The 20,283-nt window shown below is 68.3% G+C and carries 18 protein-coding genes; 10 read left to right on the top strand and 8 right to left on the bottom strand.

All coding sequences use genetic code 11. The annotated features are described in order from the left end of the window. Positions 1-178 precede the first annotated feature (178 nt). Positions 179-949, bottom strand: coding sequence for a GAP family protein (locus tag ABEB03_RS05045; RefSeq protein ID WP_345641763.1), 771 nt, complete (start codon positions 947-949; stop codon positions 179-181). A 249-nt stretch (positions 950-1,198) separates the two neighbouring features. On the opposite strand from ABEB03_RS05045, the gene ABEB03_RS05050 reads away from it, so the two are divergent. The 3 genes from ABEB03_RS05050 (at position 1,199) to ABEB03_RS05060 (ending at position 4,499) form a co-directional block, all read left to right on the top strand. After that, positions 1,199-1,852, top strand: coding sequence for a hypothetical protein (locus ABEB03_RS05050; RefSeq protein ID WP_345644066.1), 654 nt, complete (start codon positions 1,199-1,201; stop codon positions 1,850-1,852). 114 nt (positions 1,853-1,966) lie between these two features. Beyond that, the gene (locus ABEB03_RS05055; RefSeq protein ID WP_345641766.1) at positions 1,967-3,319 is read left to right on the top strand and encodes a Dyp-type peroxidase; all 1,353 of its coding nucleotides are present in this window, start codon (positions 1,967-1,969) and stop codon (positions 3,317-3,319) included. A gap of 55 nt (positions 3,320-3,374) precedes the next feature. Further along, entirely contained in the window at positions 3,375-4,499 is a 1,125-nt protein-coding gene (locus tag ABEB03_RS05060) for a catalase family protein (protein WP_345641771.1), read from the top strand. Positions 4,500-4,816: 317 nt separating this feature from the next. Here the strand turns inward: ABEB03_RS05060 and ABEB03_RS05065 are convergent, their stop codons facing one another. Beyond that, positions 4,817-7,123 carry a bifunctional polysaccharide deacetylase/glycosyltransferase family 2 protein gene (locus ABEB03_RS05065; protein WP_345641774.1) on the bottom strand — a complete coding sequence of 769 codons (2,307 nt, stop codon included), beginning with the start codon at positions 7,121-7,123 and terminating at the stop codon, positions 4,817-4,819. Between the two features lie 72 nt (positions 7,124-7,195). Here ABEB03_RS05065 and ABEB03_RS05070 point away from each other — a divergent pair, with 72 nt between their 5' ends. The 3 genes from ABEB03_RS05070 (at position 7,196) to ABEB03_RS05080 (ending at position 10,177) form a co-directional block, all read left to right on the top strand. Further along, positions 7,196-7,384 (top strand): hypothetical protein, encoded by a 189-nt coding sequence (locus tag ABEB03_RS05070; protein WP_345641777.1) that lies wholly within the window; start codon positions 7,196-7,198, stop codon positions 7,382-7,384. Between the two features lie 1,301 nt (positions 7,385-8,685). Next, positions 8,686-9,321, top strand: coding sequence for an RNA polymerase sigma factor (locus tag ABEB03_RS05075; protein ID WP_345641780.1), 636 nt, complete (start codon positions 8,686-8,688; stop codon positions 9,319-9,321). A 76-nt stretch (positions 9,322-9,397) separates the two neighbouring features. Next, positions 9,398-10,177 (top strand): hypothetical protein, encoded by a 780-nt coding sequence (locus ABEB03_RS05080; protein WP_345641783.1) that lies wholly within the window; start codon positions 9,398-9,400, stop codon positions 10,175-10,177. A gap of 472 nt (positions 10,178-10,649) precedes the next feature. Here ABEB03_RS05080 and ABEB03_RS05085 read toward each other — a convergent pair whose 3' ends face one another. Further along, entirely contained in the window at positions 10,650-11,870 is a 1,221-nt protein-coding gene (locus ABEB03_RS05085; RefSeq protein ID WP_345641787.1) for a S53 family peptidase, read from the bottom strand. Positions 11,871-12,440: 570 nt separating this feature from the next. On the opposite strand from ABEB03_RS05085, the gene ABEB03_RS05090 reads away from it, so the two are divergent. Continuing rightward, the gene (locus tag ABEB03_RS05090) at positions 12,441-13,805 is read left to right on the top strand and encodes a glutamate decarboxylase (protein WP_345641792.1); all 1,365 of its coding nucleotides are present in this window, start codon (positions 12,441-12,443) and stop codon (positions 13,803-13,805) included. An 84-nt stretch (positions 13,806-13,889) separates the two neighbouring features. Here ABEB03_RS05090 and ABEB03_RS05095 read toward each other — a convergent pair whose 3' ends face one another. Beyond that, entirely contained in the window at positions 13,890-14,231 is a 342-nt protein-coding gene (locus ABEB03_RS05095) for a hypothetical protein (protein WP_345641795.1), read from the bottom strand. Between the two features lie 745 nt (positions 14,232-14,976). Between ABEB03_RS05095 and ABEB03_RS05100 the strand changes: the two genes are divergently transcribed. Continuing rightward, positions 14,977-17,349 (top strand): YVTN family beta-propeller repeat protein, encoded by a 2,373-nt coding sequence (locus ABEB03_RS05100; RefSeq protein WP_345641798.1) that lies wholly within the window; start codon positions 14,977-14,979, stop codon positions 17,347-17,349. A gap of 76 nt (positions 17,350-17,425) precedes the next feature. On the opposite strand, the gene ABEB03_RS45290 is transcribed toward ABEB03_RS05100, so the two are convergent. Beyond that, positions 17,426-17,647: a DUF6959 family protein gene (locus ABEB03_RS45290; protein WP_425589182.1), complete on the bottom strand. Its 222-nt coding sequence runs from the start codon at positions 17,645-17,647 to the stop codon at positions 17,426-17,428. A 152-nt stretch (positions 17,648-17,799) separates the two neighbouring features. On the opposite strand from ABEB03_RS45290, the gene ABEB03_RS05105 reads away from it, so the two are divergent. Next, the gene (locus ABEB03_RS05105; protein WP_345641801.1) at positions 17,800-17,925 is read left to right on the top strand and encodes a hypothetical protein; all 126 of its coding nucleotides are present in this window, start codon (positions 17,800-17,802) and stop codon (positions 17,923-17,925) included. A 213-nt stretch (positions 17,926-18,138) separates the two neighbouring features. On the opposite strand, the gene ABEB03_RS05110 is transcribed toward ABEB03_RS05105, so the two are convergent. Together ABEB03_RS05110 and ABEB03_RS05115 are read right to left on the bottom strand one after the other, a co-directional pair. Beyond that, positions 18,139-18,543 carry a hypothetical protein gene (locus ABEB03_RS05110; protein ID WP_345641803.1) on the bottom strand — a complete coding sequence of 135 codons (405 nt, stop codon included), beginning with the start codon at positions 18,541-18,543 and terminating at the stop codon, positions 18,139-18,141. Between the two features lie 374 nt (positions 18,544-18,917). Beyond that, entirely contained in the window at positions 18,918-19,208 is a 291-nt protein-coding gene (locus tag ABEB03_RS05115; protein WP_345641805.1) for a hypothetical protein, read from the bottom strand. 250 nt (positions 19,209-19,458) lie between these two features. On the opposite strand from ABEB03_RS05115, the gene ABEB03_RS05120 reads away from it, so the two are divergent. Next, a complete protein-coding gene (locus ABEB03_RS05120; protein ID WP_345641808.1) occupies positions 19,459-19,593 on the top strand; it encodes a hypothetical protein in 135 nt (44 codons plus the stop codon). Positions 19,594-19,696: 103 nt separating this feature from the next. Here the strand turns inward: ABEB03_RS05120 and ABEB03_RS05125 are convergent, their stop codons facing one another. Beyond that, positions 19,697-20,092, bottom strand: a complete 396-nt coding sequence (locus ABEB03_RS05125) for a hypothetical protein (protein ID WP_345641811.1) — start codon at positions 20,090-20,092, stop codon at positions 19,697-19,699. Positions 20,093-20,283: the final 191 nt, after the last annotated feature.

The raw sequence follows: 20,283 nt of genomic DNA on the forward strand, positions 1-20,283 counted from the left end.
TGGGAGGGGGCTCGTTGCTTCTCGCTGGCGTGTGGGTCTGTGGCCTGGCAGATGGCGGCCGGGTGCTGGCCAGCGCCTCACCTCAGCCCTCTCACCGTTGACGGAGAGGGCGCCTGTGGCGCCCTTGTGCAGTCCGCCGCCGTCGTATGCGAACCCTGCCTCGGGTAGGTCTGCTGCGTCAGGAAGTGAGGATGCCGATGCCGTCACCGAGCAGTTTCAGGCCGAGCACGAAGAACAGGACCGCCATCACCGCGACATTGTGCTGAGCTGCCCAGTCCTTCCAATTGCCGAGCATGGTCGCGGCTCGGTCTCCACCGAGCAGGAAGACTCCCAGCGGGGCCAGCAGGCCGAGGGTGGCGACCAGGACGAAGATCGCCAGCGATGCGATCTGCTCTCCGACCGGCAGGCCGGCTGAGCCGATGGAGGCGGCCGCGGCGATGGTCAGCGGGGCGTTCTTGGCATTGAGTGCAGCCAGGGCAAGTCCGAGCCCGAAGACCTTGATCGGTGTGAGGTGGTCGATCGCGCCCATCCACTTCGGCAGCTGAGCTTGCGAGGGATCCTTTGGGCGCCGATGCCATTGCCGGGCGCCGAAGAGGACGAGGAGCAGGCCCAGAGCGAGCTTGAGAGCTCCCACCCAGGTGGCCGGCTGATTGTGCGCGGAGGCACCCGCCGGGGAAGCGATCGCCAGCATCACTGCGCCCAGTGCCGAGAGTCCCAGAATCCAGCCGACGGTGAAGAGGGGGCCGTTGAGACGTCCCCGAGGCGTGGCGAGTATGAGGATGATGGCGATGATCGGGAGCGGGCTGACCGCGACGGCGGCTGCGAAACCCAGTACGTCACCGAGAACTGCGCCCATGGCTGCCTCCGTGTGGGTCAGGGTGGCGATCCAGTTGAGCAGGGCTTGGCGCGAGAGCGTTTCCCGACCACCTCGGCGGCGCATCGAGCTCATGTGCGATCGGCTGCGCCACGCGGAAGTGGCGGCCCAAGAATGGTGACAACGACGTACTCGGCACGTCCCACCACTTCCATCTTCCTGCGCGTGGGTGAATCTGTCCTCGGGAGCTTCTCGGGACGGGAGGAATCAGGTTGGACCCCGCAGGGGCCGGAGTTTCCAGGGCATCCGCCCCAGGTGGCAGCCATGCCCAGGGCCCGGGATGCGAGGCAGTGCGTCCGCGGTGAGGATGGGAATGTGAGGGCGATGGTGCCCCATGTTCGGGCGCTGGGCGACCCTCGCACCGATCCGTGGCAGGAGATCCTCACAATGGCTGCGACGTCAGGTGCAACCCCGTCGGCTCACCCTGAGCACCCGGGCAGGACGGATGGGGTTGCCAACGAGTTCACCGTTTTCACCAAGATCAAGCCGGGCGAGGCCGATGCGTTGCGTGAGGATCTCACCTGGCTCGGCGACGCGGCGAATGACGAGAATGTCCATGCGGCGCTGCGCCAGATCGGCACGCTGCATGACGCACGGCACGTCATTTTCGACGACGACACCAGGTTCATGTTCGCCAGCGTCTTCGACGGCTCCTGGGACACCTACATCGACGACTTCGCCAAGACGGTAGTCGGGGCCCGCTTCGACAAGGTCTTCTCACACAGCGAAGGGTTCCCCGGCATCAAAGATCCAGGGGTCAAGGACTGGTTCCTTGCCCACCAGAAGCCCGCGGGAGTCTTCGTCAGCGCCTACCCCGACCTGACCGTTCAGCAGATCTACAAGGACCACCGCGTGGACGACGCGTTCCAGGATGTGCTGGACACCGCCGAATTCCGGGCAATGCTGGATAACCCGGCTAATTCGGCATTGGTGGGCACGCCCGCCTTTCAGAAGCTGCTGGAGGAAGCCGCGGCCTAGAAGTCGGACACAACCAACCCTCAGAGCCGACCCAACATCAGTGGACCGCGTCGGGCGCGGGTCGGCCTCTGCAGGCCTGCCCAGGCAGAGGCCGATATGGAGGCACACGCGAACATGAACACGGTGGCAGGCAGCAGCGCGGCCGGTATGGGCGTTGAGATCGACGACGTCCAGAGCGGGGCACTGCGTCCACGGCCCGTGCCGTACAAGGGAAAGTTCATCTTCCTGCGCGTCGACGACCGCCACGCCGGGCGCGCCCTGCTGCGGCGGCTGCTTCCGGTGACGGCGAGTGGTCTGCCCAGCGTGGATCGGAGCCAGGATGCCTGGGTGGCTGTGGCGTTCACCTACCAGGGACTGAGCGCGCTGGGGGTGCCACAGGAGTCGCTGGACAGCTTTCCGCGGGCGTTTCGTGAGGGCATGGCCGCTCGTGCGGAGCTGATCGGCGACGTGGGCGAGAGCGCCCCGGCCCACTGGGAGGCACCGTTCGGAACGGGCGATATCCATATCGCGCTGAGCGCCCTCTCCTCAGATACGGCACAGCTGGAAGAGGAGCTGGAGCGGGCCCGTGTCGCCTACGAGGACACGCCCGGTATCCAGGTGATCTGGCAGCAGGACGTTCACCAGCTCCCGACCGGGCGCACCACCTTCGGATTCCGCGACGGCATCAGTCATCCGAACATCGAGGGCGTCGGACTGCCCGGCTCCAACCCGCAGGAAGCCCCCATCAAGGCCGGCGAATTCATCCTCGGCTACCCCGACGAAACCGGCAGCCTGCCCCCCATGCCAAGCCCCGATGTGCTGGGGCGTAACGGGACGTACGCGGCCGTGCGCAAGGTCCACACCAATGTGGCGGCCTGGCGCCGGTACCTGCGCGCAAACACCTCCAGCGTCGAGGAGGAGGCACTCCTGGCGGCGAAGATGGTCGGGCGCTGGCCCAGCGGGGCGCCGCTGACGCTGACGCCGGACCACGACGACCCGGAGCTGGCGGCCGATCCTCACCGCGTCAACAACTTCCTGTACCGGGAGAACGACGACCGAGGCTTCCGGTGCCCCGCCGGTGCGCATATCCGGCGCACCAACCCCCGCGATTCCACCATCATCGGCGACGCGCGGATGCACCGCCTCATCCGCCGCGGCACCACCTACGGTCCTCCACTGCCCGAGGGCGTATTGGAAGACGACGGCGCCGACCGGGGCCTGGTCGGAGTCTTCCTCGGAGCCCACCTGGAACGGCAGTTCGAGTTCATCAAGGCCGAGTGGGTCAACGACGGCAACTTCATCGGCTACCCCGGCGAGAAGGACCCGGTGGCCGGGCATCACGGCGGAACCGGCAGCGTCACCATCCCCGAGAAGCCGGTCCGGCGCCGCCTGCAGAACCTGCCCAGCTTCGTGGTCACCCGCGGCGGTGAGTACTGCTTCGTGCCGGGTCTGCGCGCGCTGCGCTGGATCGCCGAACTGGAGGACTGAGGGCAATTCCAACCGCCTAGGGCCCCGCGACGGTCTTCGAGAAGAGGTCGAAGTCATGGCAACACAGTTCGTCCGCTACACGCCGGACGTCGAAGACGACGATCCGCACTTCGACCAGAACCTGAAGTCGGTGATCGAAAGGACCGAGAGCTACATCTCCGAGTCGGTCGAGGCCGGTGGCACCGGACGGGCCCTGCGTGACGCCCACGCCAAGGGCTACGGGCTGGTCCGAGGGGAAGTGGAGATCCTGGACGGGCTGCCCCCCGAATACGCTCAGGGGATCTACGCGACTCCGGGAACGCACGATGCGCTCATCCGCTTCTCCAACGGCTCGCCCCACGCCGGCGCCGACGCACGACTGGGCGCCGCTACCGGACTGGCCTTGAAGATGTTCGACATCCCCGGCCCGACCCTGCTGGAAGACGAACCGGACACGGGCACATTCGACTACGCCAACATCAACGGACCGGTCTTCTTCTGCAACACAATCGAGCACTACCTGTTCATCCAGGAACTGTTCCTGAACGCCCCTGCCTACTTCTCCCAGGGGCGACCCGGTGCGCATCGCTTCTTCACCGAGTTCGTGACCGGAAAGGGAACCCTGGATCAGGACAACTGGGCATGGGACGAGTTCCTGGCCTTCCTGCGCCTGTCGAAGACCCCTCCCGCAAACATATTGCTGTCGAGCTACTGGACGATGGGCGCGGTCCGGCACGGGGACTACATCGCCAAGGTGCGCATCACCCCCGACCCGGACTCTGCCGCCGCGGTGGTCCGGCGCACCATCGACCCGACCTCGGCGGCGGAGGTCTTCCGGCCGGCCCTGCAGGCCGAGCTGCAGGAGCGGCCCTACGCCTTCGACATCCAGGTCCAGCTCTGCGCCGACCTGGAGCGCATGCCGGTGGAGGACACCACCGTGGAGTGGCCCGAGCAGCTCTCGCCGTCCTTCACCGTGGCCAAGCTGCGGCTGCCGCAGCAGGACATCTCCGCGCCGGAGAATCTGGAGAAGATGGACGCGCTGTCCTTCACGCCCTGGCGGGTCACCGCCGAGCACGCGCCCCTGGGCAACATCATGCGGGCGCGCAAGGAGGTCTATCGGCAATCCTCCATCGAACGCCACAAGCTCAACAAGCAGCCGCGTACAGAGCCCCGCAGCGTCGACGAGGTACTTGGCGCTTGACTCGATCGAGCACCCCGACGATGCCTTTGCGCGCCTTCGCTCGTCGGCACCGCCGGTGTCATCCCGTATGCCACTGCCGGTTTCTAGAGAGCCCTCGCAGATCGTCTCCGAGGTGGAGTGGGTCTGACGCGCACCTTGTGCTCGGCTGAGCCCCTTCCCAGTCCGGGAGGGGGTTGGACTTGAGGCGGGTATTGCTAAGTCCTCAGCCTCGGCCGAGTTGCGACCTTCGCTTCTGGTTCAAGGTTCGCTGCGCTCGCTCGGCGGCCGACGGCACCCACTGATCCTGCAGCCCGCGCGCAGTGGCACGTCCCCTCTCGCTACCAATGCGGCGTCTCGTGCGGTGCGGGCTGCCGGAGGCCGTAGTGGGGTGAGGGCTGCGCATACTCGTCGTACGGTGCCGCGTACGAAAAGCCGTCGTACGGTGTCGGCTGCGCGAACCCGGGTTCCTGCGGAGGGTGGCCATTAAGGGTTTTCTCAGCGCCTATTGGGGCCTGCAGGCTGCCGTACCGCTCCATGCGTTGCCACCGCAGGCGTGAGCCCGTCATGGCGGTGAATACGGACTGGATCACCACCAGGTACATCAGCTGCCGGTAGACGAATTGCTGTAGCGGCAGGCTCCACAGCGGGCCTGGCCGTTCTCCGTCGAGGCGGAACGCATACAGACCCATCAGGAGTTGCAGCAGCAGGAAGGCGAGCCACAGCCCGATGATCCGGACCGGGTCGAGGAAGATCAGCCCGTACAGGGCGAAGACGTCGACCACGGGTGCGAGCAGGGGCAGCAGCACCTGGAAGAGCAGCAGATAGATCAGGCCGCGACGGCCCAGTTTCCCTGCGGCACCGCGCTGCACCAGCGCGCCACGATGCTTCCACATCGCCTGCAGGGTGCCGTAGCACCAGCGATACCGCTGCCGCCACAGGGCGTTCAGTGACGCGGGCGCCTCGGTCCAGGCCTTTGCGCCCTCTTCGTACACCACCCGCCAGCCGTTTCGGCACAGCGCCATGGTGAGGTCGGTGTCCTCGGCAAGGGTGACGTCACTGACGCCACCGAGGTCCAGCAGCGCGTGGCGGCGGAATGCGCCCACCGCTCCGGGAACGGTCGGCATGCATTCGGCGAGGTCGAACAGGCGACGGTCGAGGTTGAATCCGACCACGTACTCGATGTGTTGCCATCGGCCGAGCAGACCGCCACGGTTGACGACCTTGGCGTTGCCGGAGACGGCGCCCACGCGGAGGTCGGCGAAGGGCTGCACGATCGTGCGGACGGTGTCCGGTTCGAAGACCGTGTCGCCGTCGACCATGACCACCAGGTCGTAGGTGGCGACGGCGAGCCCTGCGTTGAGTGCGGCGGGCTTGCCCGCGTTCTGTTGGCGGATCACTCGCACCGGTAGGCGGAGCGAGTCGACCAGGTCGGCGGTGCCGTCGGTCGAGCCGTCGTCGACCACGATGATCTCGACCGGATGGTCCGAGGCGAGCAGCGATCGCACCGCCGCCTCGATCCCGGCGCTCTCGTTGTACGCGGGGACGATGACGCTGACCGGCTCGACCACCGGCGGCCCCCAGGACCGGCCCCGGCGCCGTGTCCGCATGCGCCGGTGCCGCCGGGCGGCGATCAGTACGGCCGCCGCGCGCAGCACACTGATCGCTCCGGCCGCGTACATCAGCAGGCCCAGGAACCACACGACCCAGTCGCCGCCCTGCAGCACCTTGATGAGGGCAAGGCCTTGGAGATGCTCGCCGAACCCGGCGGGCTGGACGGGGGCGGTCATGCCGACCGCGTCGGAGACCGTCGTGAACTCGAAGCCTCGTGCTTTGAGCCGTGGCACCAGGGAAGCCAGTGCGGCGACGGTCTGCGACCGGTCACCGCCGGCGTCATGCATCAGTACGATCTGCCCGGCCGGGCCGTGGGGAGTCGCATTGGCGAGGATGCGGTCCACGCCCGGACGTTGCCAGTCGTCGGCGTCCTGGGTGGCGAGCACCGTGACATAGCCCGCGGCGCCGGCCTGCTTGAGGACGGACCAGTCGGCGTCGTCCAGCGCGGCGTTGTCCGCGGAGTACGGCGGTCTGAGCAGCGCGGTGGTGACCCCCGCGGCGCCGGCCACCGCCAGTTGCGTCTCGCGCAGCTCCAGGGAACGTTGCCATGGGGCGAGGTGGGCCAGGTCGGGATGGGTGAAGGTGTGGATGCCGATCTGGTGGCCGTCGGCGACGATGCGGCGGACCAGCTCCGGGTGGGCGACGACTTGGGTTCCGACGACGAAGAAGGTCGCGTGCACGTGGTTGCGGCGCAGTATGTCCAGGATCTGTGGCGTCCACGTGGGGTCCGGGCCGTCGTCGAAGGTCAGCGCGACGGTGTGGGCCTTCACTCGGGCGGTGTAGGGCGAGGTGGCGGCGTTCGCGATCACGGGTCCGCCGTGGGCCACCTTGCTGGGTACCGAGTCGTTCCTGCCGCGGGTGCCGGTCACGTTGTCCGAGGTGATGCCAAACATGTGGTGGGTGTAGCCCTGAAGCAGCAGGGCCGCCGACAGGGTCGCCGTGAGGACGCTCAGCAGCAGCCAATGGGTGCGGGGTGTGATCTGGCGGGTGCGGCTGCGACGAGAAGGGCTCTTGCGGCGTCGGCGGTTGGTCACGTCAGGGCCTTGGATCACTTCACGGGGTTGTGGGACGAACCGAGCGCGCGGCCCTTGGAGGTGGGGGTGGAGGTGGGAGCGGCAGTCGGGGCCGAGGTCGAGGTCGGCGACGCGACGCCGGTGGGCACCGCGGCAGGCACGGATGCAGCCGCAGAGGTGGTGGAAGCTGTCGACCGGCTGGTGGAACCGGAGGTCTTCTGCACCGTCGTGGAGCGGGAGTTCTTCTGTGCCGCGGTGGGCCTCACACTCCCTGCAGATTGACCGCCGGGTGAGGCATCGGGGGCGGACGCATGAGGCTTGGTGGGGTGTGTGGAGTCCGGCTGCGGGACGAACGGGGCGTTGAGGCTGGGGCCGCCGAGTACGGCGCTGACCAGCAGGGCGGCGTACCCGCCTGCCGGGATCACCAGAAGCCGGGCCGCGCGCAGAACGCGACGCTGGCGTCGCCCCGAGGAATCGACGAAGACGGGGCTCACCGACTCGCTCTTCGGTGGGTTCGGTACAGATGCGGGCGCGCCGGGCGTGTCGAATTCCGGAGGCGGCATGGTGACGGCGTCGCAGTGCGGAGCCTCCCAGGCCGCCATGGCGGGGCTTGGCCCAGCGACGTAGTGATCCGTAGCGAGAATGTAGAGGTTCGGACTGGTGGCGTAGGGGTCCGTCCCGGTCGCGTAGGCGTCACCTGTCGCGTGCGTCCATTGCGCAGGTTGTCCTGGGCCCTGGGGCATGGTGGCCGTGCCGGTGGTGACGTTGCCGTTGTACTCGTTCCCGTAGGCATACGCGTACCCAGCGCCGGCGTACGGATCCTCGCCGTACCCACCGTCGCTTACGTCCATCCATTGCACGAGTCGTGCTCCTTGTCCTGGCTGACTGACACAGCCGTCCGTTTGGACAGAGCCGACTGGGCCGGAAGTGTTACACCTCGGCCTCGCAGAGCGGAGCAAATCGACTGAGGGGGACAGGTCGGTCGACGACAGGGCGGCAGCACGAGGCTCGCCGTCGCGCCACCGAACACGGCGCACGGCGACTGCTGTGCCGCGATGCGACCGCGAGCACGCTCGAACGCCGGGAACGGTGGTTCCGGAGAGGTCCGTGATCCGCGCCCGACTGCCCGCCGCCGGTCCGAGACGTGTGCGGGGCGACTGGACCCCCGTGCAGTGGGCGGGGGTCCAGCCGCCCCGGTCCCTCTCCGTGCTGTCCCGGGGGGAGTTGAGAGCAGCACGGAGAGTGGTCTGAGGAGTGCGCGCTGTCGATGCCGACGGGCAGTCGCCCATGATCCGTTCAGCACGCGAGTGACACTCACATAGCGCCAGGCTGACGCCAAACGTCACACGGACCGGAACGATTCCCGGTCGGGCACCGGACCCACGGGGCGATGAACTTCCGGTTCCTCCGGAGCTGGGCGGATGGGGCAGCTGCGCGCCAGTCCCGACTTGAGCGTGGAGGACGCCTGATGAGTTGTGACACTTCTGTGATGGCTCGCGCTGGGGACAGTGGGGCCGTCGACGCGATCGGTAAGCGTGGGGCGGCATGGACTCGGAATGGATCCGGTGCGAACGAGGACAGTCTTGGGCCAGGTACCACAACCCCGGCGCGTACATTCGCGCGACGGAGAATTGGCCGCGGCGGTCGCGCGGGCCCAGGACGGCGATGAGACGGCTTTCGCGATTGCCTACAGGATCGTGCAACCACGCCTCCTCGGCTATCTGCGTGGACTGGTCGGCGAAGACGCGGAGGACGTGGCGTCCGATGCGTGGCTGGAGATCGCCCGAGACCTCGGGCGGTTCACGGGGGACGGGGCCGGTTTCCGCGGCTGGACGGCCACCATCGCCCGGCACCGGGCACTGGACCATCTGCGCCGCCTGCGCACGCGGCCTCGCTCAGGTGCGACCGAGCAGGAGGTACTGAACCTGCCCGACCCGCACACCACGCACGACCAGGCTCTGGAGAGCCTGTCCACCGCGCGGGCCCTGGGACTCATCCGCGAGCTGCCGCAGGACCAGGCCGAGGCTGTGCTGCTGCGTGTCGTCGTCGGCCTGGACGGGCCCGCCGCCGCGCGCGTCCTCAGCAAGCGCCCCGGCGCGGTACGCACCGCCGCGCATCGAGGCTTGAAACGCCTCGCCCACCGACTGAGTATCGCGGGCGACGCGGCGGGAGAGGCTGTGGCAGATGAGGCTTCTCGGATGCGGGGGGAGTCGGAATGAGCCACGACGGTGGACGTAGGCAGGCACCAGGAACGCCGAATGAAACGAAGCGTGTTGAACGGGAGCGGAGGCGGACATGGGTGAGCGGCTGAACGGCGACGACGTCACAGGCCGCCGCCTGCACCCCGGTCACACCGAGTCCGGCCCGTGGGACGGACGTGACTATGGCGCGCTGGAGACAATGCTGGCCGACGTCCTGCGCGAATGCACTCTCGACCTCGAAGCAGAGCAGCAGGCCCTGGCCGCCTTCCGGGCCGCCCGCAGCGCGGGCGCGCACCAGGCGCGTACACGGCACCGGGACGACTGGCGGCCGCCCGCGGAGCGGCGAGCCGGGCGGCGCGGGAAAACAACGTTCGGCGTGGTGTTCGCCAGCATCGCCCTGGGTGGCGCAGCGGTCGCGGCCGTCGGTTCTGCCGGCTCGTCTGCAGACGAGGCGAGCCGGGAGACCCCTCGCCCGTCGACAGCCGGCCCGCACCCGACGGGCGCCTCATCGAAGTCCCCCGGGGCCTCCCGAGCGACGAAGCACCCGGCCACCGCAAAGGACACCGAGGCCCACTGCCGCGCCTACGAGCAGGTCAAGGGCGGCGGCAAGGCTCTCGAGGCGACGGCCTGGCAGCGGCTCGTCGCGGCTGCGGGCGGCAAGGACAAGGTCGCCGCGTATTGCGCCGATCAGCGGACCCAGGCGACAGCCGCGCCCGACAGGCCGGGTGGCACGGGCAAACCCAGGACGGGCGCGGCGAATCCCGGCAAGGACACGGCAGGCAAGACCAGCGTCTCCAGCAACGGTCCCGATGACGCGGGCAATGCGGCCGGAACGAGAAGCGGCGGTGGGAAGGGGAGCGAGGAGCACAAGTAGTGGCGGTCCGTCGGCCACGCCCGTAGGTGCCGCACTGATGCCAGGTACCGAGGACACCCCGCGCGTCGCAGACCGACTCACCGACGAGGTCGGCACCCCGGTGGGAGGAATACGTCGCCCGTCGCACCGCCGAAGACCTGTCCGAAGGACATCCTGCGCTGCCTCACACGCTTCATCGCCCGCGAGCTCTACAAGCACCTCACCCGCCGACACGCCCCCGCCACAGCCGCCCGTCCACACCGCTTGACGGCATATGGGTGCCTCAGCGAAGCGGGTGCACGCCGGCGGGTGACGGCAGACCGGTGACCGGGAGCCGGGGACAGCCCGTACGCGTGCGCTGTCGGCTGTCCGCAGCCGAGAGGGAGTTTGCGCGGAAGGCCGGAGCCGGCGTTGTCGCCGACTCCGGCCCGCAGAGGACCAGGGACGCCGCAGCATGGCGGCGTTCCTCCGCGCAGCCCACCGACCGGCTTGTTCAGCCGGTGAACGCGGTGGTGCCGTTCGGGGCGCCGAGCCCGGACGGGCCGTCGTAGCCGGTGGTGCCGGTGCAGAGGTAGGAACCGCTACAGCTGCCGTTCGAGCCGCTGGTGACGTCGTACAGCGCCGAGGTGTGCGCGTACGGGAAAGGCGCCGGGTAGGAGCCGGCGGACGGGGCGCCGCCCAGCGCGTAGGTCGCCGCGATCAGCGGGGAAGAGGCGCTGGTGCCGCCGAAGACCATCCAGCCGGTGGCCGAGCGATAGCTGTCGTAGACCGCTACACCGGTGTTCGGGTCGGCGACCGCCGAGACGTCCGCCACGGTGCGGTTGGCGCAGCCGGTGTCCTTCTGCCAACTGGGCTTGGCGTCGTACTTGGAGCAGCCGGAGCCCGCCCCGCTCCAGACCGTGTCGGTCCATCCGCGGGAGTTGGCGGCGGTCTTCAGGGAGGTACCGCCCACGGACGTCACGTACTTGGAGGCCGCGGGGTACTCGACGCCGTAGCCGTTGTCACCGGAGGAGACGGTGATGGCGACGCCCGGGTGGTTGAAGTAGCTGGAGTCGTACGTCGAGTCGCTTGAGGACTCGGAGCCGCCGTAGCTGTTGGAGACGAACTTCGCGCCCAGCTGGACGGCGGTGTTCACGGCTGTGCCGAGGTTGGTCATGGTCGGCGTCTTGGCTTCTACCAGCAGGATCTTGCAGTTCGGGCAGGCCGCGCTGACCATGTCGAGGTCGAGTGAGATCTCCTCGGCCCAGCCCGAGTCGCCGCGGGGATAGCTGGTACCGCCGTTCTGGTCCACCTTCTTGAAGCAGCCGTTGGCCGTGGTACAGGAAGACAGGCCGTACTGGGAGCGGTAGACGGCGAGGTCGGACTCGGCGTTGGGGTCGTCGTAGGCGTCGACTATCGCGACCGTCTGGCCCGAACCGCCACTGGCGGACGGCAGGTTGTACGCCGCCTGCAGCGAGGCGGGGCCGTAGCCGGATGGCGCGGCGGCCGCGCTCAGATCGCTCTCGGCGTGCGCCGACTTCGGGGTGCCCGCGGTGACCTGCAGGGCATTGCAGGCCATCTCGCCCTTCTTCGTCGGGGCGGCGCAGGCGTGGGCGACGGTGACGCCTTGGGGCGGGGAGGCTGTGGCCTGGGCCGCCTGGCCCAGGGGGGTGGCCAGGGCGAGGGCGGCCGTGGCGAGCGTGGCCACGGCGGTGAGGGATACGGTTCTGCGCAACGTACGTCCTCCACATGGTGGGTGTACCGGGAAGGGCTGTGGGGGGGTGCGCGGTACGGCCGCTCCGCAGGATGTGCGCAGCGGCCGGGCAGACCGTATGGATGTCGGGGTCACGTCAACAAGATGCACGTTGAAGCGGGAACGTTTCTTTGCCTTTCCTGGGGCGATCACGTTTCGCTCATGAGTGAGTCATGACGGAAAGCAGGCTCGACCATGGCTTGACCGACTCGGGTGGCTGTTGGCCTCGGGCTCAGCCGGTGGTCCCCTCAGGAGGCAGGCCAGGACCGAGAGCGGGCAGACGTTCCAGGGCCTCTGACATCGACGGTTGACACCAACGAGGCCGCACGGAGACCTGCGCCAGCGCCTCATCTCAGCCCTCTCGCCGTTGACGAGAGGGTGCCCGTGGCGCCCTCGGTGTGAGGGTGGGGCACCGACCACCTTGGAAGTTCTGGTCGGTACCTCTTCCCGAAGAAGGGGCTGTTCCGTGCGCGCAGGGTCGCCGGCAGTTCGGAGCCTCTGTCTCGGTGTGTCCCTCACCGAGGCACGTACCGGCGCTGTTTGAATCGTCATATGACTAAGCGTGACGACGCGGACCTTTTCGGCAACAGGTTCTTGACCGTGCCCGCTCCTTCGGAGACTTTCCCCGAGAAAGGCATGGATGCGACGGACGCAATGAGGCTGCTGGATGTGGACCTCGCCATGGAGGGCGACCCGCAGCGTAACCTCGCCACGTTCGTCACCACGTGGATGGAGCCGCAGGCGCAACGGATCATTGCCGAGAATCTCCACCGCAATTTCATCGACCATGCGGAGTACCCGATCTCCGCCGAGATCGAGCAGCGTTGCGTGCGCATGCTGGCCGACCTCTTCAACGCGCCGGGTAAGACAACGGGATGCCGGACCCAGGGCTCGTCCGAGGCGATCATGCTCGGGGCGCTGTCGCTGAAGTGGAAGTGGCGGGAGCGCCGACAGGCGGCCAATCTGTCGGTCGACCGACCCAACCTGATCTTCGGCGGGGACGTCCACGTCGTCTGGGAGAAGTTCTGCCGCTACTTCGACGTCGAGCCGCGGATCGTGCCGCTTGCCGAGGGCAAGTACACGATCGGTCCGGAGGACGTGGAGCCTCACCTCGACGAGAACACGATCGGCGTCGTCGCCGTGCTCGGCACCACGTTCACCGGGCACAAGGACGACGTCGTCGGGATCGACAAGCTCCTGCGGGACGTCCGCAAGGAGCGGGACCTCGACATCCCGATGCACGTCGACGGAGCCAGTGGCGCATTCGTGTGGCCCTTCCTCTACCCGGACTCGAAATGGGACTTCCGGCTCGAGCAGGTCCGTTCGATCAACGTCTCGGGACACAAATACGGGCTGGTCTACCCCGGCATCGGCTGGCTGGTCTTCCGCGAGGAGTCCGACCTGCCCAAGGACCTCGTGTTCCACGAGAACTACTTGGGCAAGACCGACGCGACGTTCACGCTGAACTTCTCCACCGGCGCGTCGATGGTGCTCGCGCAGTACTACAACTTCGTCCGGCTCGGTCGCCAGGGCTACACCTACGTCATGAAGATGTTGCAGGAGAACGCCCACGCACTGGCGGACAACCTGCGCAGCAGCGGTCGCTTCGAAGTGATCGGGAGTGGCCTCGAGCAGCTGCCGCTGGTGGCTTTCCGTCTCGACGGCAAGCACGCCTACGACGAGTCCGACGTCGCCTGGCAACTCTCGGCCGAGCGCGGCTGGATGGTGCCGGCGTACACGCTCCCGCCCAACGCGGAGCGGGTGAAGATCATGCGTGCCCTGGTCAAGGAGACCCTGAGCCGTGAGCAGATCGATCGCCTGAGCCAGGACATCGAGGACGCGTGTCGCACGTTGGACGACAAGGGCGCGACCCATGAGAACGAGCGGGCCCAGGTCAAGCGCGGCACCGGCTACTGACGCACCTCTCCTCCCCGGTTGCGTACACCTGCCGGCTCTGTGGGCGTCTCCACCGCGAACCCTGCCTCGGGTGGGTCTGCTGTGTCAGGAGGTGAGGATGCCGATGCCGTCACCGAGCAGTTTCAGGCCGAGAACGAAGAACAGGACCGCCATCACGGCGAGATCAGTGCAGCCGTCGGCCCTCAGGCGAAGGGAGAGAGCCCGGCAGTCTCGAGGTGATAAATGATCAGCAGCTGTACTCTCATGGGCTCCGGCCGGGCGGCAGGCGGCGATCACCCCGGCGTTGTAGAACTGCGAGTCCGCTCGCAGGATCCGGGTGCCGATGCAGCCTGCCTCGATGGCGGTGGCCAGCGTCTCGCTGACGAACTTCGGGGCCCCGCGGGAATCGGCTGCCTTGCCGCGGCGCATCCGTACTGCGGCGATCACCGGCCGGGGGTGGGGCGCACATCGTGGTGAGCAGGGGGTACAGGGTGCGGATGCTGAGCCGTAGGAAATCCCTTCTCCCACCCGCCCATGACGGCATCCGCGTCCGACCGGTGTCTGAGCGGGGACTCTGAAGCCTCGTCGGACAGGTCGCTCGGATACGGCTTGCGTTCACTCATGGCGTCAGCCCGGCACGCCCACCTCGGCCGGTCGGACGAGCCGACTCCACATGCTCAGGTCACGACAATCCGAGGACGGCCGTGGAGCCCCAGCGTGGACCTCACCTCGTGCACCGGGCCGTACGGGTGACCCGGCGCGGCGACACCTGTCACCCTCCGCATGTCATGCATTACGTTGCGTAGCGAAAACCGGTGGGTCGCCCATCCTTGCCGGGAGAAACGCGGCAGGGGCGGTTGCACTGGTCTCTTCGGCACAGAGTGTTGCCGCGGTCGGCCGCTCTTCCCCGGTGTTCCGGATCCCCGCGCTCTCAGGGTGCTGGGTGCCGGCTGTCCTGTGTCGACTGTCGCCGTTCGGCGGGCGGTCGGGCCCGCCCTCAAACCTCCGGCACGCAGTTGCTCATCGACGGGGTCATGCCTCCTCGGCGGGTCGGCGGCGGAAGGGGGGGGCTGGGGTGGTCGGGGAGTCCGGGCGGTCTGGTGTGAGGGAACCACCTTCACTCCAGGCAGGGGCGTATCCGCTGGTCCCGTCGCGATGGATGTCCGGCAGCAATTGAGGAGAAGCGTTGAACGTGGATCAGAGCCTGGAGCACGACCGTGCTGCCGCGGTCGTGGAGCGCGCCGCTGATGGCAGACGGAGGCGGGGCGTGTCGGTGATGGGGCGGTGGAGGCGGCGGGTGGCCGGGGCGCTGTCGGCCCTGACCATGGCGGCGGTGACGGTGATCGCGGTGCCGGTGGGATCGGCGGCCGCGGTCCCCCCGGGCAGCTACGCCTTCGTCGCCAACTCCGGCAGCGGCACGTTGTCGGTGATCGACACCGGCACCAACACCACCATCAATGGCGTCGGCGACGGCCCGCTGAGGGTGGCGGTGACCCCGGACGGCACCCGCGCCTACGTCACCAACGTGTTCAGCGACACCGTGTCGGTGATCGACACCGCCACCAACACCGTCACCAAGACCATCAACGACGTCGGCAACCAACCGAACGGGGTGGCGGTGACCCCGGACGGCACCCGTGCCTACGTCACCATCGCAGACGATGTGGCGGTGATCGACACCGCCACCAACACGGTGATCGACACCATCAGCGGTGTCGGCGACGACCCCATCGGGGTGGTGGTAACCGGCACCCAGGCCTACGTCACCAACGGCTCCAGCCCTGGCACCGTGGCGGTGATCGACACCGCTACCAACACGGTGACCGGCACCATCCATGGCGTCGGCGACGGCCCGTCCGCGGTGGCGGTGACCCCGGACGGCACCAGCGCCTACGTCACCAATACCGACGACAACACCGTGTCGGTGATCGACACCGCCACCAACAAGGTGACCGGCACCATCCACGGCGTCGGCGACGGCCCGTCCGCGGTGGCGGTAACCGGCATCCAGGCCTACGTCACCAACGTAGGCCCGGGCACCGTGTCGGTGATCGACACCACCACCAACAAGGTGACCGGCACCCCCATCAGCGTCGGCAACGAACCGTCCGCGGTGGCGGTAGCCCCGGACGGCACCCGCGCCTACGTCACCAACTTCGGTAGCGACACCGTGTCGGTGATCGACACCGCCACCAACAAGGTGATCGACTCCATCGGCGTCGGCGCCAACCCCCAGGGGGTGGCGGTGACCCCGGACGGCCTCCACGCCTACGTCACCAACTCCTTCGGCAACACCGTGTCGGCGATCGACACCGCCACCAACACTGTCACCGCCACCGTCCACATCACCAGCCAGGCCGTCGGCGACAACCCGTCCGCAGTGGCGGTGACCCCGGACGGCACCCGTGCCTACGCCACCAACGCCGACGACAACACCGTGTCGGTGATCGACACCGCCACCAACACGGTGACCGCCACCCCCATCAGCGTCGGCGACGACCCGTGGGCGGTTGCGGTGACCCCGGACGGCACCCGCGCCTACGTCACCAACGCCGACGACAACACCGTGTCGGTGATCGACACCGCCACCAACACAGTGACCGACACCATCGATGTCGGCGAGAGCCCCGTCGCGGTGGCGGTGACGCCGGACGGCACCCGTGCCTACGTCACCAACGCCGACGACAACACCGTGTCGGTGATCGACACCGCCACCAATACAGTGATCGGCACCCCCATCAGCGTCGGCAACCTACCGAACGGGGTGGCGGTGACCCCGGACGGCACCCACGCCTACGTCGTCGACACATTCAGCAGGACCGTCTCGGTGATCGACACCGCCACCGACACCGTCACCACCACCATCCACGGCCTCGGCGACAGCCCGCTCGGGGTGGCGGTGACCCCGGACGGCACCAGCGCCTACGTCACCAACACCGCCGACGACACCGTGTCGGTGATCGACACCGACACCGACAGCGTCACCATCACCATCAGCGGCCTCGGTGACGGCCCCACCGCGGTGGCGGTGACCCCGGACGGCACCAGCGCCTACGTCACCAACGAATTCAGCGACAGCGTGTCGGTGATCGATACCGCCACCAACACCGTCATCACCGCCATCAGCGTCGGCGACCAACCGAACGGGGTGGCGACAGCGGTGGTGCACGCGCCGACGCCGACCTGCGCGAACGCCACCCCCACGATCACGGGAACGAACGGGAACGACACCATCACCGGTACACCGGGCAATGATGTGATCTTCGCTCGGGGCGGCAACGACAGGGTCGACGGCGCCGGCGGGAACGACCTGGTGTGTGGAGGCACCGGCAACGACACGCTACGGGGTGGTACGGGCAAGGACCGTATCGAGGGCGGGCCCGGCAACGACAGGCTCAACGGAGGTACGGGCAACGACGCGCTGTCCGGCGGGCCCGGCAACGACCAGCTCACCGGTGACCGGGGCGACGACACCCTCGACGGCGGAGCGGGAAACAACACCAGCAACGGTGGAGCGGGAGTCGACGTGTGCACCAAGCCCAGCTCCGGCCCGGGCTGTCCCTGAGGAACACGCCCCGACGCTCACGACCCCGAATAGACCCCACCAGACTCCATCCACACCCGGTGGCCCGGCTGATCTCTCAGCCGGGCCACCGCCCTGTCCACCGGGCGCAGCCACCGGACGAGTTCGGGGCCTCGGCCAGGTCGCCACGCTCGCACGCCCCCACCACCTCGGCCAGATCGCTACGAAGGATGTGAAGGGAGTCGCCCTGCATCAGCACCCCCGGGAACTTCCGACCGGGCAGGTGAACCACAGCATGGTTGCCACCATCCGTGAACAGCTCTGCCTCAACGCGCTTCATCGCGCCATCCAACCTGACATCATCAGTTGACTGTGACGCTGGACGTAAGCGGTCTTGAGTGAACGTCCACGCCCCACCGACAGCACTGCGAAGACGGTATGGGGGCCGAAGGATCGAATTGCTGAAGCGGTGGTCGACAGAGCGTGGCGCGGGTGTGGCTGCCTGACTGCCCGCAGATGGACACCCACCTCCAGATCGGCCCCACGGGCAAGAAGCTCCTGCCCCTGACGGTCAAGAACGCCTGCCCGACGCCCGCTTCGAGCGGTCACACGCACTGAGGTGAGCGGGGCGCGCCCCCTTCCTTGATTGGATGGGGGCGCGTTGGCGTTCGCCGGCGCCTGAGGCCGTGGCCTGGTCGCCCAGGACTCCGGTCGTTGCACCGGCAACCTGCATCGGCTGCGGCGCTACAGCCGTCGCCTGCGCCGGGTGCCTGGACACGCTGGTGCCGGCCCCTTCCTGGAGCCGGCACACAGTGCTCGGTGTGGCTGGGATCAGTGGCCGCCACCGCCACCGCCACCGCCGTGGCCGCCACCGCCGCCGCCGTGGCCGCCGCCGCCGTGGCCGCCGCCACCGCCGCCGTGACCACCGCCGCCGTGACCGCCACCGCCGTAGCCGCCACCGCCGTGGTCGCCGCCGTAGCCGCCACCGTGGTCGCCGCCGTAGCCGCCACCGCCGTGGTCGCCGCCGTAGCCGTTGTCATAGCCGCCGTGGCCGTATCCGCAGTCGCCGTTCCAACCGTTGTCACAGTCGTCGTCGTGGTTCCAGGAGCTGCTGTAACCGGAGTTGTGGTTCGAGCTCGCCGAAGCGGTGCCCGCCGTGCCGATCGCGGCACCACCGGCCATCAGCAGTCCGGCGGCCGATATCACGAAGACGCGCCTGGCGCGTTGTGATCGCATGGGAAGTCACCTCTTGCTCTCCATCGCCTCTCGCGGCTCCCAGAGCGGCGGACGCGAGGTGGAGGGCCGCTGCCGCACAAGAGGGAAAAGGCGCGGCGCGGTCTTAGGGCTTACGGCGGCATTCTCCACTGCACCGCACTGCCGCCGATGTCTCCAGAACCCCTGCGCCAGGTCGCGCCGGTGGCCGCGGTGACCGGGTTCCTGCGGTGACGGAACCTTTTCGGGTGTTATGCCGCGAATCGCAGCATTTCATTAATAAAGTGTAACGCGCCACATGTCGTGAGTAGCTGGGCCGGTATGGGTAAGAATGTCGTAAGAGAAGCAGCTCAAGAGATGGCTGGGGCATACACGCTGTATGTGAGCACTCAAGGCGTTCAGGCGGTGTTTCGGGGAAAGAACGTGCTTGGCGTGTCACCCGTGTACTGGAAATCGCCGTCGGGCAGGCAATTCGCGTCGGGATCGGTGCCGAGCCCATCGCAGTGTTGTGCGCTCAGCCGCATGAAGACCGTGGTCGTGTGGGCCCCGGCGCGCCCGGGTGGGCTCAGCTGCGCCTCAACAGGGCGCGGATCGTTCTCGTCGGCTGCGCAGTTGGTACCACTGACCACTTCATCGCGGTTGATGTCCAAGCCGACGACGCCGACGGCCTGCCGTTCCAGCTCGATCATCCGCGCGCTGGGGGCCGGCGCTTGTGTCGACGCCGCACCGCACGACGCTGGCCCAGGACCGTCCGTTCACAGCGGCGATGAAGCCCACTACGGGAAGCACGACCAGGGCGAATCCGAACCCGATGGCCGCCACAGCACCGGCCGCGCGCTGAGCGGGGGTCTCGGTCGGTGTCCTGGAAGGCTTGCCGGTGCCGCGGCAGCGCCGACCTATGGCGAATTCGCCCACCACGCCCAGTCGCAGGAGGTTGGCGTGGCGCGGGTGTGGTTGCCTGACTGCCCGCAGATGGACACCCACCTCCAGATCGGCCCCACGGGCAAGAAGCTCCTGCCCCTGACGGTCAGGAACGCCGGCCCGACGCCCGCTTCGAGCGGTCACACGCACTGAGGTGAGCGGGGCGCTCGATCGGGTGGCTGATGCGCTGGCGGGGGTGAGCGAGGACGAGGTCGCCGCTGCGTTGGCTGTGGCTGGCGTTTCTCTTCCCCGCCCGTCAGCGCCGGCGGTGTCTTCCCGGACGCCGTTGCCGGGCCCTGGCAGTGCTGCGCGGATCGTCTCCGAGGTGGAGTGGCTCTGAGGTGCCGACCCCCGGGTGTTCGGCAGTGTGGTCGCGGCCCTCCTGGTAGAGGGTGGGCCATCCTTCGGCGTCCGCTTCGGTCTCGGGGGCGACGTGCTCCAGACGGGGCTTCTCACCGCGGGCTTCCGCGGGGCGGTCCCTTCCGGCCTGGTCGAGCATGTCGCGGATGACGTCCTCGCTCTGACCGCCGCCGAGTCCCTCGCGGAAGAGCGCGCCCATCTCGGCGCCGCTGACCGTGGCGACGGCCTTGATGCGGTGCTCCGTCTGGGCGGCGTAGGGGACGTAGCCGCCGGAGGCGCCGGCGTTGGTCACGCAGGCGCGGCACGACGCCTCTGCCGCCTACTCACGGTCTACGGCTGCTTCAGGGCGTGGAAAGCGATCAATCTCGCCCGCATCGACGCCCACCTCACCCACGCACCACGGGCCCGCACCTGCACCAGCCTTCGCAGCACTTCGCCCCGCCGACCGGTAGATCGACGGGGCGAAGCGCCAGGGCTGGAATT

Source organism: Streptomyces siamensis (assembly GCF_039543605.1).
GTDB classification, from domain to species: Bacteria; Actinomycetota; Actinomycetes; order Streptomycetales; family Streptomycetaceae; genus Streptomyces; species Streptomyces siamensis.

Excerpts from the sequence above, each read along its gene's own strand:
- ABEB03_RS05045 (WP_345641763.1), bottom strand. The coding sequence starts at position 949 with ATGAGCTCGATGCGCCGCCGAGGTGGTCGGGAAACGCTCTCGCGCCAA.
- ABEB03_RS05050 (WP_345644066.1), top strand. The coding sequence starts at position 1,199 with ATGGTGCCCCATGTTCGGGCGCTGGGCGACCCTCGCACCGATCCGTGG.
- ABEB03_RS05055 (WP_345641766.1), top strand. The coding sequence starts at position 1,967 with ATGAACACGGTGGCAGGCAGCAGCGCGGCCGGTATGGGCGTTGAGATC.
- ABEB03_RS05060 (WP_345641771.1), top strand. The coding sequence starts at position 3,375 with ATGGCAACACAGTTCGTCCGCTACACGCCGGACGTCGAAGACGACGAT.
- ABEB03_RS05080 (WP_345641783.1), top strand. The coding sequence starts at position 9,398 with ATGGGTGAGCGGCTGAACGGCGACGACGTCACAGGCCGCCGCCTGCAC.
- ABEB03_RS05090 (WP_345641792.1), top strand. The coding sequence starts at position 12,441 with ATGACTAAGCGTGACGACGCGGACCTTTTCGGCAACAGGTTCTTGACC.
- ABEB03_RS45290 (WP_425589182.1), bottom strand. The coding sequence starts at position 17,647 with ATGAAGCGCGTTGAGGCAGAGCTGTTCACGGATGGTGGCAACCATGCT.
- ABEB03_RS05110 (WP_345641803.1), bottom strand. The coding sequence starts at position 18,543 with ATGCGATCACAACGCGCCAGGCGCGTCTTCGTGATATCGGCCGCCGGA.
- ABEB03_RS05115 (WP_345641805.1), bottom strand. The coding sequence starts at position 19,208 with ATGATCGAGCTGGAACGGCAGGCCGTCGGCGTCGTCGGCTTGGACATC.